This window comes from Devosia epidermidihirudinis, from assembly GCF_000971295.1.
In the GTDB taxonomy this organism is placed as follows: domain Bacteria; phylum Pseudomonadota; class Alphaproteobacteria; order Rhizobiales; family Devosiaceae; genus Devosia; species Devosia epidermidihirudinis.
Genome location: NZ_LANJ01000021.1, coordinates 1 through 15,843, shown reverse-complemented (window position 1 = coordinate 15,843; position 15,843 = coordinate 1). Strand labels below are relative to the sequence as shown.

Here is a 15,843-nt window from a genome sequence, read left to right as displayed (position 1 = left end):
GTTTATTCCTCCCCGCGAGAGGAGTTGCTCTGCCGGGCCGACTGCGCCTCCTCGGCGCTATCGAGTTTCTCAAGCAGATCAAGCAATTGCGCTGGAACCCCCTCGTCCTGAACAGCACCATAGAGAGCACGCAGACGCGCGCCGATGTCCGTATTTGGACCCAGCCCGTCATCTGCCGGCCCCGTTTGCGTACGCACACGTTGCTGGGTCACCAGTTTTTCCTTCATCATGCCTGTAGAACCGTCACGGAATCCGTCGTCATTGATTTATGAAATGCAGGAACTTAAAAAAAGTTCCGCAACTTTTGGAACTTTTGCACTTTGATGCCGTTGAGTGATTTCGTGATATCACGAGATAAAAAGCGTCACTGGGAGTTGTTGTATGACCTTGTCCACGCGGATCGCTCCGCACCTGCCGTATCTGCGGCGGTTTTCGCGCGCCGTTACCGGCTCCCAGACGTCCGGTGATGCCTACGTTGCTGCCACGCTTGAAGCGCTCATAGCCGACATCTCCTTGTTCCCCGAGGCAACCAGTGACCGCATTGCGGTCTACAAGCTGTTTTCGGCGCTGTTTTCGACATCGGCCGTCAATATTCCGACGCCTAGCTCCACCTATGCCTGGGAAAAGCGGGCGGCGACCAATCTCGCCAACCTGGCCCCGCGTGCGCGCCAGGCCTTCCTGCTTGTTGCCGTCGAAGGCTTTACCCACGCGCAGGCTGCGGAAATCCTCTCCGTCCCCGACACCGAGTTCGCCGCTTACCTCGATGAGGCTTCGGTCGAGATCTCCCGCCAGGTGGCGACAGAAATCATGATCATCGAAGATGAGCCTCTCATCGCCATGGATATCGAGCAGCTCGTCGAGAGCCTCGGCCATAAGGTGGTCAGCGTCGCCCGCACCCACAAGGAAGCGGTGGCGCTGTTCAATCAGACAAAGCCGCGCATGATCCTTGCCGATATCCAGCTGGCCGATGGCAGCTCGGGCATCGATGCGGTCAATGACATCCTCAACACCCACTCGGTGCCGGTGATCTTCATCACGGCCTTCCCAGAGCGCCTGCTGACCGGCGAGCGTCCTGAGCCGACCTTCCTGGTGACCAAGCCGTTCAACCCAGACATGGTCAAGGCCCTCATCAGCCAGGCCCTGTTCTTCGACGACGGCTCCCGCGCCGCTGCCTAAAACTGTTCACCATTCAATTACATAGGCCGGGCTCTGCCCGGCCTTTTTATTTGCGCGCAGGAACCGCCGCCGCCTCGGATCGTTGTGTCTTCAATATCGGCAGAGGAGATTCAGATGCTTTACTATGCACTCGTTTTTCTAGTCATCGCCCTTATCGCGGGCGTACTCGGATTTAGCGGGCTCGCCGGCGCCTCCGCCGGGATCGCACAGATCCTGTTCTTTCTGTTCCTGGCTTTCCTGGTCATCTCGATCATCGTTGGGCTCATCCGCCGCGTTTAGTCGAGGCCACATACCACTGCGGCCGCTTCGCCCCTTAGGCGGCCGCTGTTTGTCTATCTCGTGGCAATGCCGGGGCAGGCAGCGCGCAAAGAAAAGTCGGTATACATGGCGACGTTGCACTTGGATCGCCAGACGCACACGATGGTCCGAACCCTTTCCCAGGGTCTAAGCTCCCTGTCTATTGCCGTCCTGCACCAGGATGCTGACGGCGTATTTGACTTTAGCGAAAATCTGCCAAGCTTCTGGCCGGGCGGCCCGGCAATGGGCCAGACGCCAGCCGGTGCGTTGCCCCCCCATCTCGCCGTTCAATTTGTAGACGCTCGCACAAAATGCCTGGCTTCCGGAGAAGAACAGAGCTTCGAGTTTGAACTACTCAACGGCACCCAACAGCACCAGTTTTCGGCGCGGACAAGCCTCGATGAGGGCAGTGTCATCTTTGTGATGAGCGACATCACCGACACCGTCGCCCGCAATGCGGCCTTCGCGTCACTGCTGCGCGAGGTCAGCCACCGTTCCAAGAACTTGCTGGCGATCGTGCAGTCGATGTCGATGCAGACTGCCAATCACAGCGAAAGCATCGCCGATTTCCTCGCCAAGTTTCGCGGCCGGCTGCACGCCTTGGCGAGCACGCAGGATCTGGTCACCGAAAGCAACTGGCGCGGCACCCATTTCCGGTCTCTGGTCAATTCGCAGATCAGGCGCCTGGGCGTCGATACGACCCAAAAACTGCGCATCATCGGCGATAACCCGGTCCTCAATCCCAATGCCTCTCTGCATGTCGGGCTCGCCATTCACGAACTCGCCGCCAACGCACGGCTTTATGGAGCATTGGCCGATGACGGCGACAGTCCCGGACAGATCGAGATCGAGGCCAGCATCGTCCCCGACAGCGCCGACGGATCCAACCTGGTCATTGAGTGGGACGAGACCGGTATTCATCACAACGCGCGGCATCATGTTCCCCGCTTCGGTACGCTCGTGTTGGAAAGAATCGCGCCACTTTCGGTTGGCGGGACAGCGCGGCTCAATATCTCGCGGAGCGGAGTGACCTATCGCCTGATTGTCCCGCCAGACCAGTTTGAAGCCTGACTTATCCAGCGCTCGCGCACCTGAAACGTTATTTCCCCTTGCTATCTCGCGCGCTTTTGCTTTTCTACCTTTTGGTCAAGATTGCCCGCCTCATAAAAAGGCAATCGCCGGTCAGGAAGGCGCCTGCGGTGCGCAGGTTCAGGTGAGTATGGCGCAGACTGCTGGTGCGATTGTCGAAAAACTGCCTGTGGTGGCGATCCGCGATCTGCATAAATCCTTCGGCGCGCTTGAAGTCCTCAAGGGCATTTCCTTCACCGCGCGCGAAGGCGAAGTCATTTCGCTGATCGGCTCGTCCGGCTCCGGCAAGTCGACCCTGCTGCGCTGCATCAATATGCTTGAAGTGCCCGACAAGGGCGTCGTCGCTATTGACGGCGAAGAAATCAAGCTGCGCGGCGAAGCGCCCCGTCGCCATATTGGTGATGAAAACCAGATCCGCCGCATCCGCTCCGAACTGGGCATGGTGTTTCAGTCGTTCAATCTCTGGGCGCACCTGACGATCCTCGAAAACGTCATGGAAGCGCCGCTGATCGTGCAAAAGCGCGCCCGTCCCGAGGTTGAGGCGGAAGCTCGCGCCATGTTGACCAAGGTTGGCATTGGCGAGAAGGCCGACAGCTATCCCTCTCAGCTTTCCGGTGGCCAGCAGCAGCGCGCCGCGATTGCCCGCGCACTGTGCATCAATCCCCGCGTCATGCTGTTTGACGAGCCCACGTCCGCGCTCGACCCAGAGCTTGAAGTCGAAGTTCTGCGCGTCATCAAGATTCTGGCCGATGAAGGCCGCACCATGGTGCTGGTTACCCACGATATGGAATTTGCCCGCTCGGTCAGTGACCGCGTCATCTTCCTCCATCAAGGGCTGATCGAAGAAGAAGGCACCCCCGAAGAGGTCTTCGGCGCCACCAAATCTGCCCGCCTTAAGCAATTCCTCAACGCCGCGAACCACGAGTAGCAGCGCTGGGCAACGCCCTCACAGAAGGGCACTTAGACAGACCAATGGAGAAACCGATGAAGAAGACCCTTTTTGCGGCCGCCGCCATTCTGGCTCTCACCTCTGCCGCCAATGCGCAGGAAGTCGTTCGTATCGGCACCGAAGGTGCCTATGCCCCATGGAACTTCATGGACGACGCTGGCAAGCCAGCAGGCTTTGAAATCGACCTCGGCAATGCCATCTGCGCCGAAGCCAAGCTGACCTGCGAATTCGTGGTCAATGACTGGGATTCCATCATCCCGAACCTGCTCGCTGGCAACTACGACGTCATCATGGCCGGCATGTCGATCACCGACGAGCGCCGCGAGACCATCGATTTCAGCGACAACTACTTCCCCGCTGACCCATCCCGCTTTGCCGCTGAAGCTGGCGAAACGCTCGACCTGAACGCACTTGAAGGCAAGCGCATCGGCGTGCAGGGCGGCACCATCCAGGCCGCTTACGCGCAAGAACACTTCGGCGCCAACAACACCGTCGTTTCCTTCACCACCGCTGATCAGGCCATGGCCGATCTGGCCGCTGGCAACCTCGACACTATCCTGGCTGACGGCGCTTACCTTGAGCCCGTGATCACTGCGTCGAACGGCGCCTTCGAGTTCGTTGGCGAAGACATCCTGATCGGCGACGGCTATGCCGCTGGCCTGCGCAAGGATGAGCCAGAGCTCAAGGGCAAGATCAACGCCGCGCTTGAGACCCTCAAGAAGAACGGCACCCTCGACAAGCTGATCGCTCAGTGGTTCGACGGCCGCGGCCCATTCTTCGCCAGCTAATTGGCTCTACCGGGGTGGGCTTGCTCACCCCGGACCTTTGAAAGCCCGAAAATGCCTGCTTCCTTGCCAATCTGGACGTTCAGCTCATGAGCGAAGATATCGCCTTCTGGCTGAGCTACCTCACCAATGGCAAGCACCTGACCTGGTATGCGAGCTTTCAGTTCACAATCTTTGCTGCTGTCGCCGGTGGCATTCTGGCCGTTGTGTTCGGCCTGATCGGCGCTACCCTCAAGAATTCACGCTACCTGCCGCTGCGCCTTATCGGCACGTTCTATTCGTCCATCGTGCGCGGCGTGCCCGATGTGCTGTTCTTCCTGTTCTTCCCGTTGGCCTTCGAGCAGGCGGTGGAATGGATCTGGGCCTCGCAGGTTTGCACGCCAGAGATGATCGCCGCCCAGTCCGCTGCCTGGCCGCCCTGCAAGGCCGCCAACTGGATCCTGACCACCCCCGAATACCTGATCCTGGCTTCGGTCTCGCTCGGCCTCGTCTACGGCGCCTTTGCCACCAATGTCATTCACGGCGCCATGCGCTCGGTGCCCCATGGGCAGCTCGAAGCCGCCCGCGCCTATGGCATGAGCACCGGCCAGGTGCTGTGGCGCGTCCAGATCCGCCAGATGTGGGTCTATGCCCTGCCCGGCCTGTCCAATGTTTGGATGCTGATCATCAAGGCCACCTCGCTGCTGTCCCTGCTGCAGATCGCCGATATCGTGCTGTGGGCCGATCGCCTCGGCGCACCCAATTTCCTGCCCGCAGTCGGCCTCGTCCATGACGACTGGCGCTGGCGCTACTATCTCGTGCTGTTCGTGTTCTACATCCTGGTGACGCTGATCTCGGAAAAGGGCTTCAACGCCCTGATGCGCCGTGCAGGACGCGGCATGCTGAACGAGGGGCACCACTGATGGATCACTTTTTCGCCGAAGTCGTCTACTTCGCCCCCGCAGCCCTGTTCAACATCTACTTCGCCGCCGCATCGATCCCGCTTGGCTTCGTCTTCGCGGTGTTTCTGGCACTGGGCAAGGACTCCAGGAACCCGCTGCTGTCGCGCCTGTCGCGCGGCTATATCTATGCCTTCCGCGGCTCGCCACTCTTCATCCAGTTCTTCATGTTCTACTCCCTGGCGCTGTCGCTCAATATCAGCGTCTGGAAGCCGATGGGCATTTCCTGGTTTGTGCTGCACCCCCTGTTCATCGGCCCGCTGGTGCTGATCCTCAACACCTCGGCCTATACCGCCGAAATCTTCCACGGCGCCCTCCGCGCCGTGCCACGCGGCGAGATCGAGGCTGCGCGCGCCTATGGCATGAGCTGGCCACAGCAGTTCCGTCAGGTGATCTGGCCAAACCTCATTCGCCTCGCCTGGCCTGCCTACACCAATGAGGTCGTCTTCCTGTTCCACGCCACCGCCATCGTCTATTTCGCGCTGCCGGTTATCGGCCAGCAGAAGGATCTGATGATCACAGCCAAGGAGCTGGTCGAACGCGACTACAATGCGTTCATGCACTTCTCCATTGCGGCGCTCTACTTCCTCGCCGTCTCGCTGGTGGTGTTCTTCCTGTTCGGGCTGGTCTACCAGCGTCTGATGCGGCACATGCCATCGCGGCCACGCATGCGCTTCGCCCCCAAATGGCTGCGCTAGGACCGTCATGAAAGTCATCGCTGATCTGTGCATCGTCCCGATGGGCGTCGGCCCCTCGGTCTCGCGCTATATCCGTGAAGTCCGCACCATCATAGACGGCTCCGGCCTCACCTATGACATGCACGCCAACGGCACCAATATCGAAGGTGAGATGGCAGAGGTCACGGCGGTTGTAGAAGCCTGCTGCGCCAAGCTGCACGAGATGGGTGTCGAGCGCATTTTCTGCACCATGGCGTTTTCGACCCGGAACGACAAAGTCCAGACCATGGTCGACAAGCTCACCGCCCTCAACTCAGACGCTTAGTTTGCCCGGATCGCCAGCTTGGCCTCGGCCTCAGCGCGGATGGCCGCTGCACGCGTCGGCACGTTGGTCAGCAGATAGAGCGACAGATCCACATTGTTGAGCGGGCGAGAGAAGAAGAAACCTTGCAACTGATGGCAGGCAATCTCCGCCAGGAAGTCAGCCTGCTCTTCCGTCTCGACACCCTCAGCCGTGATCTTGAGCTTGAGCGTTTTGCCCAGCGACGCAATCGCCTTAAGAATGTCGCGCGCCACTTCCCCATTGCTCGACGCGTCAACGAACGAGCGGTCGATCTTGATCTTGTCGAATGGGAAGGTCAGCAGATAATTCAGGCTTGAGTATCCCGTGCCGAAGTCGTCCATGGCAATGGTGACGCCCATGGCGCGGATCTCACCGAGCTTTTCAACAACCTCGTCCGGGTTCTCCAGCAACAGGCCTTCGGTAATCTCGATCTCGAGCCGCTGCGGGGCAATGCCGGAAATGGCGAGCGCCCGCCGCACCACAGACGCAATGTCCGAACGCCGGAAGTGCTTCGCAGACAGGTTCACCGCCACCGTCAGATGCTCGGGCCACTCCGATGCCGTGCGGCAGGCCTGCTCAATCGTCCAGTCACCGATCGCAACGATAAGGCTGGACTGCTCGGCAATCGGAATGAACTCGGCCGGCGGCACCAGTCCACGGATTGGATGGTTCCAGCGGATCAGGGCCTCAAAACCGGTCGGCACACGGGTCTGTGCGTCCACCAGGGGCTGGTAGTACAGCACCAGCTCATTGTTCTCCACGGCGTCGCGCAGTTCCACCTCAAGCAGCCGACGCTCGCGGGCCTCGGAATCCATCTGGCTTTCAAAGAAGCGGAAAACCGAACGCCCATCCGCCTTGGCGCGATACAGCGCCAGGTCGGCATTGCGCAGGATTTGGTCGGGCCGAGTGCCATTGATCGGCGCAATGGCAATGCCAATGCTGACCCCGATGTTCACCTGATCGCCATCGAGAACAAAGGGGCGCTTGATCTCTTCGATCAGCCTTTGCGCCAGCGCCCTGACACGCTCTCCGTCGCCATCATTTGGCAGGATGATGGCAAACTCGTCACCACCCAGGCGCGCGGCCATATCGACCTCGCGCACCATGCCCTGAATGCGCTTGGCGACCTGGATCAGCAATTTGTCGCCTGCCATATGCCCGCGACTGTCATTGACCGACTTGAACTGGTCGAGATCGAGGAACATCAGGGTGAATGGCGTGCCATAGCGCTCGAGCCGTGCCACGCAGCTATTGAGCTGGTCGGTGAATTTGGTGCGGTTGAGCAGGCCCGTCATCGGATCATGATGGGCCAAAAGGGTAATCCGCCGCTCGGCGAGCTTGCGGTCAGTGATGTCCGATGTGGTGCCGATATAGCCGAGATACTCACCCTCATCGTCCAATGCAGGCTTGCCAGTGATGCTCCACCAACATTCGCGCCCCGCCGCCGTCACACACAGCTCGATTTCCTGGAAGGTCTCGCGGGCTGTTACCGCCCGTTCAAGCTCGGCAAAAAGCGGATCATTGGGCACGGTGACGCAGCGCAGGAAATGCACAAAGTCGGCACCCAACAGCCCATCTTCGCCAACACCCGTCGCGGTCGTAAAACCACTGGTCACGCGATTGGTGCGGCCGGACTCGTCAAAACCCCAGATCCAATCCGACGTCGTCTGCTCGAATTCACGCAGCAAGAGGCCGATGATCTCGCTCTTTTCCTTGAGCAGGGATTCCGATGCCCGGTGGGCCACAAAGGCAGAGGCGTGATTGAACGTTGCCACCACCATCATCGCGCTGAATGCCAGGATCAATACGCTCTGCAGCCAGATGTCGCTGCCGCTGGAGAGGCTGATGACGCTGCCCAGAACGCCCAGTGTCAGCGGGATGGCAAAGGCGGCCAGCGCCTGCGGATAGTTCACCAGCGCCATCATCGAGATGCAGAGCAGCCCCCCCACCCCGATGGTCGCAGCACCCCGAATAGTGTCGCCTTGATCGAGCGGGAGGATGTTGAAGACGATACTCCATAGGATGCCTGAGACCAGCGCATAGGTATTCACGCGGATCACGGCACTATGGGTTGGCGCATTCGTCCCGGACCGACGTGCTGTCAGCACCGTGGCGTTAATCAGCATGGCGTTGATGATGGCCATCAGCGCCGCCGTAATGAGAAAACGGTCGGTGCCCCAGGTCAGAATCGCAAAGATAACCGACACGATAGCCGACGAGGCCAACATGGTCGGCACCATGCGGCTGACCGCGGCCAATTGCTGGCGCAGCAGTTTTTCGCGCACATGCTCAGCCAGATCGCCCGCCCCAATGGCACGGTCGACATAGCGATCAATGACTGAAAACAGGCCTGCACCTGGACGGACGCTCATGCGGGCAACATGACCTTCAGCGATTAATTTTGCGTTTGTTAGCAGCAAGTGTCGCAGCAAAATCCCCCGAAGTTACAATGCATTAAGCTCAAATTGTAACAATCCCGGGATAAGCAAAATAAACGGGGAACTTTAAGCTGTTTTTCAAGCTGCCCCAATAATTTGGCCTCCAATTGGCCTGGGCGGCCCCGACTGGAGAGGGTTTATGACGACGAATACACAAGCGGTCCCAGAGGCAGCTCTCACTGGCAGCCTGCGAGACTACCGCGCACCGGCGGGGCCAAACCTCATCAGTCGCGTGGCCAGCTTCTACGATTGGCAGAACCTGCGCCGCGAGCACGACTTGTGGCCCTATGCCCGCTCCACCTCCACCGCCCCACAGGCGCGTTGCGAAGCCAAGAGCGATACCGGGGCTTCCTTCTCCGGCATCAACTTCGCCAGCCAGGATTACCTGAGCCTGTCGTCCCACCCTGCCATCAAGCAGACCGCCATCGACGCCATCAACCAGTATGGCGTGCATAGCGCAGGCTCGGCCGCGCTGCTTGGCAACACCGCCAATTCACTGCTGCTGGAACAGGGCCTGTCGAGCTTTCTCGGCGACCGCGAGATCGTGCTGTACCCAACCGGCTGGGCCGCTGGCTACGGCTCGGTTCAGGGTTTCGTGCGTGCGAATGACCACGTCGTTATGGACATTCTGGCTCACTCGTGCCTCCAGGAAGGCGCCAAGGCTGCCACGCAGAATATCCATTACCACGGCCATTTGAATCTTGATGCTCTGACGCGCAAGCTTGAGCGCATCCGGAACAATGACAAGGAAAACGGTATTCTGGTCGTGACCGAGAGCCTATTCTCGATGCACTCCGACACGCCGGATCTCGGCGCCATGCGCGCCCTCTGCGACCGCTACAACGCGACCCTTCTCGTCGATTGCGCTCACGACCTTGGCTCCATCGGCGACGATGGCCTTGGCCATATGGGCCTTCAGAATATGGTCGATGCCGCCGACATCATCATCGGCAGCTTCTCCAAGACCTTTGCCTCCAATGGCGGCTTCATCGCCGTGCGCGACAAGGCGACCGCTGAATATCTCAAATACTACAGCGCCACGCACACCTTCTCCAACGCGCTCTCCCCCGTTCAGGCGGCAACCGTGCTGACTGCGCTCAACATCGTGCGCTCCGAAGAAGGTCGCGTCCTGCGCCGCAAGCTCATGGACAACATCCTCTATCTGCGCGCCGAAATGACCAAGGCAGGCCTTGAGACCCTGGGCGATCCATCGCCGATCGTGCCCGTGCGGCTCGGTCTTGAGGGCGTCGGCCGCTTTGCCTCCCGCCACCTGATGGCGCTTGGTGGCATTGCCAATCTGGTCGAATATCCCGCAGTCCCGCAAGGCGGCGCACGCTTCCGCTTTCAGGTGATGGCTTCGCATACCAAGGAAGACATCGATCAGGTCGTCGCCGTGCTGGCCAAGGCCATGCATGACGCCGACATCGAGTATCGCCTCGGTCATGAAGGCAATCCGTCGACCGGACGCTCCCCAAGTTCACCGTCTGCAGAAGTAGCATAGACAGGCACCCCACATGCGTCCCCCAAGGCTTCTCGCCGTTGATGACGATCCACCTTCCGCCGAGCTGATCGCGCGGATCGCCGAACGCTGCGGGTTTGAGTCCTATGCGACTTCGGACTCCCGCGGCGTCATTCATCTGGTCGCTGCACTCCAACCCGACGTGGTGGCGGTCGATATCGCCATGCCCCATGTCGACGCGGTCGAACTCTTTCGGCAATTGGTGCAGCAACGCTATCCCGGCGAGATCATCATCGTCAGCGGCCAGGACGAACAGATGCTGGCGACGGTGAAGCATGTGGCGCAGGCTATGGGTCTGCTCTGCAACCACGCCCATCAGAAGCCCGTCAATTACGGGCGCATGCGCGAAGCCCTCGACGTCACCCGCTTCCAGGGCAACGTCGCTTAAATCAAAAAGCCCCCGGCGTGTGCCGGGGGCTTTGCATTTACGGGGCTGTGACAGTCTAACCGAAGGTCATCGCCGCTGCCGGGGTTTTGGGGCCCAGCACGTCCTGTATTTTGCCCAACAGGCGCTGCAGGTCGACCGGCTTGGTGTCAAAATCCACGCAACCGGCGGCAAGTGCCCTCACCCGGTCGGATTCAAATGCGCTCGCTGTCAGCGCGATAATCGGGATATGGGCCGTCTCGGGGTCCGCCAGGATGCGCTGCGTCGCCTCGCAACCATCCATCTCGCCCAAACCCATATCCATCAGGATCACATCCGGCTTCAACACTTTTGCAGCCGTAATGCCGCTCGGTCCATCCTCAGCAAAGCGAATGGAAAATCCACGCCGCTCCAGCCGTCTCCCGAGAACGTCTCGGTTGATGGGGTTGTCTTCCACGATAAGTACCAAAGCCATATGATGCGTTTCTTCTATCCCTTTGCGACCTTGGACCGCGCCAAACCACGCGTGGCCTTAAGCGCGGTCAGTGCCGCCTTCACTTTCGATGCGTCGAGCGGCTTCATGATGATACCATTAGCCCCTGCCGCCAGCGCCTTGCTGCGTTCGGACAGGATCGAAATCATGAACACCGGGATGTCTGCGGTGAGTGGGTCAGCGCGGAGCGCCGCCAGCACATCCCACCCGTCAAAGCCCGGCATGAGAATATCGAGGAAGATTGCGGAAGGTTTGACCGTCCGTGCAATCTGCAGCGCCGATTGCGGCGCGTCGGTGCAGATCGGCGCGTAGTCCTCCCGCAGGAACAGGCGCTCCGCCAGCTCGAGGAAGTTCCGATCGTCATCGATGATCAGCAAACGCTCACGCGAGTCATGGTTGGCCGCGTGCCCGCTCAACCCCGCATAGCCATCGCTGCGTTCATAGCGCTGCGCTACGGGTCTGTCTGGCACCACGGCTGCTGGTGTGCGCTCCGGGCGGGGCGACACCACCCCCTCAAGCCCGTCATTGAGCATGATCGCGCCTTCCGCCGGAATGCGGATGGTAAAGCACGAGCCCTGGCCAACCTGGCTTTCAAACTCGATCCGCCCGCCCATCAGCTGGCACAGGTTCTGGCTCAGCGACAGGCCAAGCCCGGTGCCGCCATAGACTGCAGCGATCTTGGAATTGGCCTGGCTGAAGTTGGAAAACAGCGCTGATTGCTGCTCGCGCGAGATACCGATCCCCGTATCGCGCACGGCGATCTCAACCCAGTCGCCACTGGCCTCGCTCTTGCGCTGCACATCCAGCGTGATCTGCCCGTTCTGGGTGAATTTGGAAGCGTTGGACAGCAGGTTGAACGTCGCCTGCCGCAGCTTGGTCGCGTCGGTCAGGATATTGCCCAGCTCCGCGCCGCGCGTCACCGTCAGGCTATTGGTGTTCTTGGCCGCCATCGGCCGCGCCGTCGCCTCGATTTCGTCGATCAGCTTGTTGAGATCGATGGTGTCGAGATGCAGCACCATCTTGCCGGCCTCGATCTTGGAGATATCGAGGATGTCGTTGACCATGGACAGCAGATGCTTGCCGGCCGCGCTGATTTTCTGCAGGTCCGCAATCTGCTCGCCGCGCCCATCAAGCTCGGCGTCTTCCAGCAGAATTTCCGAATAGCCCAGCACGGCATTGAGCGGCGTGCGCAACTCGTGGCTCATCTTGGCCAGGAATTCGGACTTCGCCCCGTTGGCGCGCTCGGCCTCATCCTTGGCCAGCGTCAGCGCCTTCAGTGTCTCCTGATGCCGATCGATTTCCTTGATCAGCTCGGACTGGCTATCCACCACGCTCGAGTAATACGCCGCCATCATGAAGACGTAGATATTGGCGCCCAGCGCCGAAAGCAGGCCCGCCACAACCATGTTTTCGACGGGAATATGCTCGGGAAAACTGGCCACGAGATAGAGCGCGTAGAGGCCCGCAGTGCCACCCAGAATGGCCCCCAGCACGAAGACGCGCGGCAGCCACCCTGCCCCCAGATACATGAAGGCCAGCAATGGCACGAGCACCAGCCACACCAGGAACGGCGAACTGGCGCCGCCATAATTGTAAGTGCCCCAGAAGATTGCAAAGGTCAGGTTCACCACCGAAGCCATGGCCAGCGGCGTATAGGCACGTGGGAACAGCTTAACCAGCGCCAGAAATGGCCAGAACGCATAGATCGACGCTGCCAGAATCAGCACATGCGGCATGGGGTTCGGATCGGCCAGCCACAACACCACCGGAATCGGTGTTGCGATAAAAGGCCCGAACAGGTGGCTGATAATGAACATCTGCACGCGTTTGCGCGTGTGCAGGTCCTGGCTCATGTGCTGGGGAATGAACCAGTTCACAAGCCGCTGGAAAAAGGTCGACGCGGTCACAATAGGGCCTCGCGTGAAATAACCACGCGAGCTTGGCTGTAACTCTTTGAAAAGTCGTAAACTTTTATTCCGGAAGTAGATCGATTATAGCAGGCCAAGCTCGCTATGTTCGAATGCTGCCATCACACCGCGCAGTTCCGCAAGCCCTTTCATGCGACCGATCGTGGGATAACCCGGCTGCGAGCGTCGTCCCAGATCGTCCAGAATGTCCTGCCCATGGTCTGGGCGCATTGGAATGACGTGGTCTTTACGACCCGCCGCCTTGCGCTTTTTTTCCTCGCGCACGATCGCCGCAATCAGCGCAACCATGTCGGTATCCCCACCCAGATGCTCGGCTTCGTAGAACGAGCCCACCACATCGTCGGTGTCGCGCTTCACATTGCGCAGGTGCAGGAAATGCACCCGGTCGCCCAGCCGCTCCATCATGCCGGGCAGGTCATTGTCCGGCCGCGCGCCGAGCGAACCCGAGCACAGCGTCATGCCATTGGCCGGACTGTCCACGGCGTCGAGGATATATTTGTAGTCCGCCTCGGTGGACATCACGCGGGGCAGGCCCAGCAGCGAAAACGGTGGATCATCGGGATGGCAGCACAGTCGCAGTCCGAGATCCTCGGCAACAGGCACCACCTCATCGAGGAAATCGACGAAATTAGCCCGCAGCCGGTCGTGGCTGATGCGGTCATATTCGGCCAGGTGGGCGCGGACATCATCCAGCGTCATGCCTTCTGTCGAGCCCGGCAGCCCCATGGTGATGTTGCGCGAGAGCTGCTTTTTGGCCTCGTCGCCCATCTCGGCGAACCGGCGTCCGGCTTCGTCGACGATGGCATTGGTGTAGTCGGCCCCTGCCCCATCGCGCGCTAGAATGTGGATATCAAATGCCGCGAAGTCATTGATATCAAAGCGCATGCACGAGGCGCCATTGGCCACCGTCCAGCGCACATCAGTTCGCGTCCAGTCCAGCACTGGCATGAAATTATAGCAGATCACCTCAAGCCCGCTCTCAGCGAGGTGCTTCATCGAAATCTTGTAATTGGCGATATGCTCGCGCCAGTCGTTTTTCTGCTTCTTGATATCTTCGCTGATGGGCAGGCTTTCCACCACGTCCCAGGTCAGTCCGGATGGCGTGCCATCCTTGCGTGTCGCGATCTCGCGATGGCGCTGGGCGATGTCCTCGGGGCTCCACACCGCGCCATTGGGTACATGGTGCAGCGCGCTGACGATGCCGACAGCGCCGACCTGCGTCACGTCATCGATGCTGGTCAGATCCTTGGGTCCAAACCATCGCCATGTCTGTCGCAAATCCGGCACTCCCGCTTCTTGTATGGAAGATTAGTGCCACATGCTCAGGCGCGCGAAAAGCCCTATTTCTGACCCCAGCAGGTTTACCCGAAGGCGATCAGCGCAGGTCTTTGTCATAGACGAATTTCGGCATTTCCCACTTTTTGATCAGCGCCACCACGCGCAGCGGGAAGCCCACGGCCAGAGCAAGAATGACCACCAGGTTGGCATCCAGCCCTGCCAGCAATCCGAAGTAATAGACAGCCCCGGTCACGATCGAGACCGTTGCATAAAGCTCGCTGCTGAACACCAGCGGCACGTCATTGCACAGGACGTCACGCAGAATGCCGCCAAAAATCCCGGTCACCATGCCCGCGACCAGCACGATCAGCGGATGCGTACCCATTTCGATGGCGATATTGCAGCCAATGATCGTGAAGACGACCAGCCCAAGCGCGTCGAGCAGCAGGAAGGTCCAGCGCAACCGATCAACAACCTGCGCCAGGGCAATCGTCGCGAGGGCCGCACCACACACCAGCAGCAGGATATAGGGGTTCTTGACCCAATAGAGCGGGTAATGCCCCAGAAACAGGTCCCGGATCGTCCCGCCGCCAAGGGCCGTGACGCAGGCCAGCAGACATACACCAAACCAGTCCATCTTGCGCCGCCCTGCCGCCAGTGCCGCCGTCATCGCCTCAGCCGCGATGGCGATGTAGAAAAGGATGGTGAGCATCACGCGTGTTCCTGTTGCGCGGTCGAAACCGGGTTGTCCTGCTTAGGGTATCGCAACACAGTGCGGCGTCCAGTGATGTGGAGCCACGCCATGCGCCAACCCAAAAGCGTCAGAGCCCTAGAGGATTTTGGTCGCGTCCGCCTCTCGGAAAGCTTCTTCATGCGCGATTTTCTGTATTCCGAGATTGCCGCCATCAATGGCTTCGCCAATATCCCCGGCGATCCCGACCTCGCCATCATCGCTGGCAAGGCCCTCTGCGAACATCTGTTGGAACCATTGCAGGCCCGTTTTGGCCGTATCTCGGTGCGATCAGCCTATCGCTCGCCGGAGGTCAACGGTTTCGGCAACGTCCACAAGCTCAATTGCGCCCGCAACGAAGCCAACTACGCCGGCCATATCTGGGACCAGCGCGACGAAGCCGGCCGATACGGCGCCACCGCCTGCATCATCGTCAACCGCTTCATCCCCCACTACGACCGTACTGGTGATTGGGAAGCCCTGGCCTGGTGGGTCCACGACCACCTCCCCTATCACGATATCGAGTTCTTCCCCCGCTTCGCCGCCTTCAACCTACAATGGCGCCAAGCCCCCGAACGCCGCATCTACAGCTACATCCCACCCCGCCGCGGCTGGCTGACCCAACCCGGCATGGACAACTGGACCGGCAACCACGAAAGCGCCTACGCGGCAATGCTGGACGAGCTCGGTTAGGCCGCACCGTCAATCCCTCAGTCGACATCCCTCCCCCTTGTGGGGAGGGAAGCGAGATAGGACTTAGCGCCAGCTAAGTCCGTCCATCGAGCAGGGTGGGGGTATGCCGCCGCACACGCGATGACGAAAGCCCCCCACCCTAGACC

The 15,843-nt window shown here is 60.1% G+C and carries 17 protein-coding genes; 11 read left to right on the top strand and 6 right to left on the bottom strand.

The window, feature by feature from the left end:
• Positions 1–2: 2 nt before the first annotated feature.
• Entirely contained in the window at positions 3–212 is a 210-nt protein-coding gene (locus WH87_RS13950; protein WP_281175278.1) for a NepR family anti-sigma factor, read from the bottom strand.
• 169 nt (positions 213–381) lie between these two features.
• On the opposite strand from WH87_RS13950, the gene WH87_RS13945 reads away from it, so the two are divergent.
• The 8 genes from WH87_RS13945 (at position 382) to WH87_RS13910 (ending at position 6,236) form a co-directional block, all read left to right on the top strand.
• Positions 382–1,176 carry a response regulator gene (locus tag WH87_RS13945; protein WP_046140922.1) on the top strand — a complete coding sequence of 265 codons (795 nt, stop codon included), beginning with the start codon at positions 382–384 and terminating at the stop codon, positions 1,174–1,176.
• Between the two features lie 114 nt (positions 1,177–1,290).
• Complete coding sequence (locus tag WH87_RS19415) at positions 1,291–1,455, top strand: DUF1328 domain-containing protein (RefSeq protein ID WP_046140921.1); 165 nt, start codon at positions 1,291–1,293, stop codon at positions 1,453–1,455.
• A 105-nt stretch (positions 1,456–1,560) separates the two neighbouring features.
• Entirely contained in the window at positions 1,561–2,544 is a 984-nt protein-coding gene (locus WH87_RS13935) for an HWE histidine kinase domain-containing protein (RefSeq protein ID WP_197410813.1), read from the top strand.
• Between the two features lie 148 nt (positions 2,545–2,692).
• On the top strand, positions 2,693–3,490 hold the full coding sequence (locus WH87_RS13930) for an ABC transporter ATP-binding protein (protein ID WP_046140920.1): 798 nt from the start codon (positions 2,693–2,695) through the stop codon (positions 3,488–3,490).
• A 56-nt stretch (positions 3,491–3,546) separates the two neighbouring features.
• A complete protein-coding gene (locus tag WH87_RS13925; protein WP_046140919.1) occupies positions 3,547–4,299 on the top strand; it encodes a transporter substrate-binding domain-containing protein in 753 nt (250 codons plus the stop codon).
• Between the two features lie 86 nt (positions 4,300–4,385).
• Positions 4,386–5,198, top strand: a complete 813-nt coding sequence (locus WH87_RS13920) for an ABC transporter permease (RefSeq protein WP_046140918.1) — start codon at positions 4,386–4,388, stop codon at positions 5,196–5,198.
• Complete coding sequence (locus tag WH87_RS13915) at positions 5,198–5,932, top strand: ABC transporter permease (RefSeq protein WP_046140917.1); 735 nt, start codon at positions 5,198–5,200, stop codon at positions 5,930–5,932. The genes WH87_RS13920 and WH87_RS13915 overlap by 1 nt, the downstream gene beginning before the upstream one ends.
• Before the next feature lie 7 nt (positions 5,933–5,939).
• Positions 5,940–6,236, top strand: coding sequence for an MTH1187 family thiamine-binding protein (locus tag WH87_RS13910; protein ID WP_046140916.1), 297 nt, complete (start codon positions 5,940–5,942; stop codon positions 6,234–6,236).
• Here the strand turns inward: WH87_RS13910 and WH87_RS13905 are convergent.
• On the bottom strand, positions 6,233–8,626 hold the full coding sequence (locus tag WH87_RS13905) for a putative bifunctional diguanylate cyclase/phosphodiesterase (RefSeq protein ID WP_052726683.1): 2,394 nt from the start codon (positions 8,624–8,626) through the stop codon (positions 6,233–6,235). The two genes, WH87_RS13910 and WH87_RS13905, sit on opposite strands and share 4 nt — an antisense overlap.
• Positions 8,627–8,831: 205 nt before the next feature.
• Between WH87_RS13905 and WH87_RS13900 the strand changes: the two genes are divergently transcribed.
• Positions 8,832–10,193, top strand: coding sequence for an aminotransferase class I/II-fold pyridoxal phosphate-dependent enzyme (locus WH87_RS13900; protein ID WP_052726682.1), 1,362 nt, complete (start codon positions 8,832–8,834; stop codon positions 10,191–10,193).
• A gap of 13 nt (positions 10,194–10,206) precedes the next feature.
• Positions 10,207–10,599 (top strand): response regulator, encoded by a 393-nt coding sequence (locus tag WH87_RS13895; protein WP_046140915.1) that lies wholly within the window; start codon positions 10,207–10,209, stop codon positions 10,597–10,599.
• A 55-nt stretch (positions 10,600–10,654) separates the two neighbouring features.
• On the opposite strand, the gene WH87_RS13890 is transcribed toward WH87_RS13895, so the two are convergent.
• The 4 genes from WH87_RS13890 to WH87_RS13875 all read right to left on the bottom strand — a co-directional run bounded on the left by WH87_RS13890 (position 10,655) and on the right by WH87_RS13875 (position 14,986).
• Positions 10,655–11,050, bottom strand: coding sequence for a response regulator (locus WH87_RS13890; protein ID WP_046140914.1), 396 nt, complete (start codon positions 11,048–11,050; stop codon positions 10,655–10,657).
• Between the two features lie 14 nt (positions 11,051–11,064).
• Positions 11,065–12,975 carry an ATP-binding response regulator gene (locus WH87_RS13885; protein WP_046140913.1) on the bottom strand — a complete coding sequence of 637 codons (1,911 nt, stop codon included), beginning with the start codon at positions 12,973–12,975 and terminating at the stop codon, positions 11,065–11,067.
• An 84-nt stretch (positions 12,976–13,059) separates the two neighbouring features.
• A complete protein-coding gene (gene uxuA / locus WH87_RS13880; RefSeq protein WP_046140912.1) occupies positions 13,060–14,274 on the bottom strand; it encodes a mannonate dehydratase in 1,215 nt (404 codons plus the stop codon).
• A 97-nt stretch (positions 14,275–14,371) separates the two neighbouring features.
• Positions 14,372–14,986: a trimeric intracellular cation channel family protein gene (locus WH87_RS13875; RefSeq protein WP_046140911.1), complete on the bottom strand. Its 615-nt coding sequence runs from the start codon at positions 14,984–14,986 to the stop codon at positions 14,372–14,374.
• Between the two features lie 90 nt (positions 14,987–15,076).
• Here WH87_RS13875 and WH87_RS13870 point away from each other — a divergent pair, with 90 nt between their 5' ends.
• Complete coding sequence (locus tag WH87_RS13870) at positions 15,077–15,697, top strand: hypothetical protein (protein WP_046140957.1); 621 nt, start codon at positions 15,077–15,079, stop codon at positions 15,695–15,697.
• The last annotated feature ends 146 nt before the right edge of the window (positions 15,698–15,843 follow it).

Coding starts and splice junctions, on each gene's coding strand:
- WH87_RS13945 (WP_046140922.1), top strand. CDS start 382: ATGACCTTGTCCACGCGGATCGCTCCGCACCTGCCGTATCTGCGGCGG.
- WH87_RS19415 (WP_046140921.1), top strand. CDS start 1,291: ATGCTTTACTATGCACTCGTTTTTCTAGTCATCGCCCTTATCGCGGGC.
- WH87_RS13935 (WP_197410813.1), top strand. CDS start 1,561: ATGGCGACGTTGCACTTGGATCGCCAGACGCACACGATGGTCCGAACC.
- WH87_RS13930 (WP_046140920.1), top strand. CDS start 2,693: ATGGCGCAGACTGCTGGTGCGATTGTCGAAAAACTGCCTGTGGTGGCG.
- WH87_RS13925 (WP_046140919.1), top strand. CDS start 3,547: ATGAAGAAGACCCTTTTTGCGGCCGCCGCCATTCTGGCTCTCACCTCT.
- WH87_RS13920 (WP_046140918.1), top strand. CDS start 4,386: ATGAGCGAAGATATCGCCTTCTGGCTGAGCTACCTCACCAATGGCAAG.
- WH87_RS13915 (WP_046140917.1), top strand. CDS start 5,198: ATGGATCACTTTTTCGCCGAAGTCGTCTACTTCGCCCCCGCAGCCCTG.
- WH87_RS13910 (WP_046140916.1), top strand. CDS start 5,940: ATGAAAGTCATCGCTGATCTGTGCATCGTCCCGATGGGCGTCGGCCCC.
- WH87_RS13905 (WP_052726683.1), bottom strand. CDS start 8,626: ATGAGCGTCCGTCCAGGTGCAGGCCTGTTTTCAGTCATTGATCGCTAT.
- WH87_RS13900 (WP_052726682.1), top strand. CDS start 8,832: ATGACGACGAATACACAAGCGGTCCCAGAGGCAGCTCTCACTGGCAGC.
- WH87_RS13895 (WP_046140915.1), top strand. CDS start 10,207: ATGCGTCCCCCAAGGCTTCTCGCCGTTGATGACGATCCACCTTCCGCC.
- WH87_RS13890 (WP_046140914.1), bottom strand. CDS start 11,050: ATGGCTTTGGTACTTATCGTGGAAGACAACCCCATCAACCGAGACGTT.
- WH87_RS13875 (WP_046140911.1), bottom strand. CDS start 14,986: ATGCTCACCATCCTTTTCTACATCGCCATCGCGGCTGAGGCGATGACG.
- WH87_RS13870 (WP_046140957.1), top strand. CDS start 15,077: ATGCGCCAACCCAAAAGCGTCAGAGCCCTAGAGGATTTTGGTCGCGTC.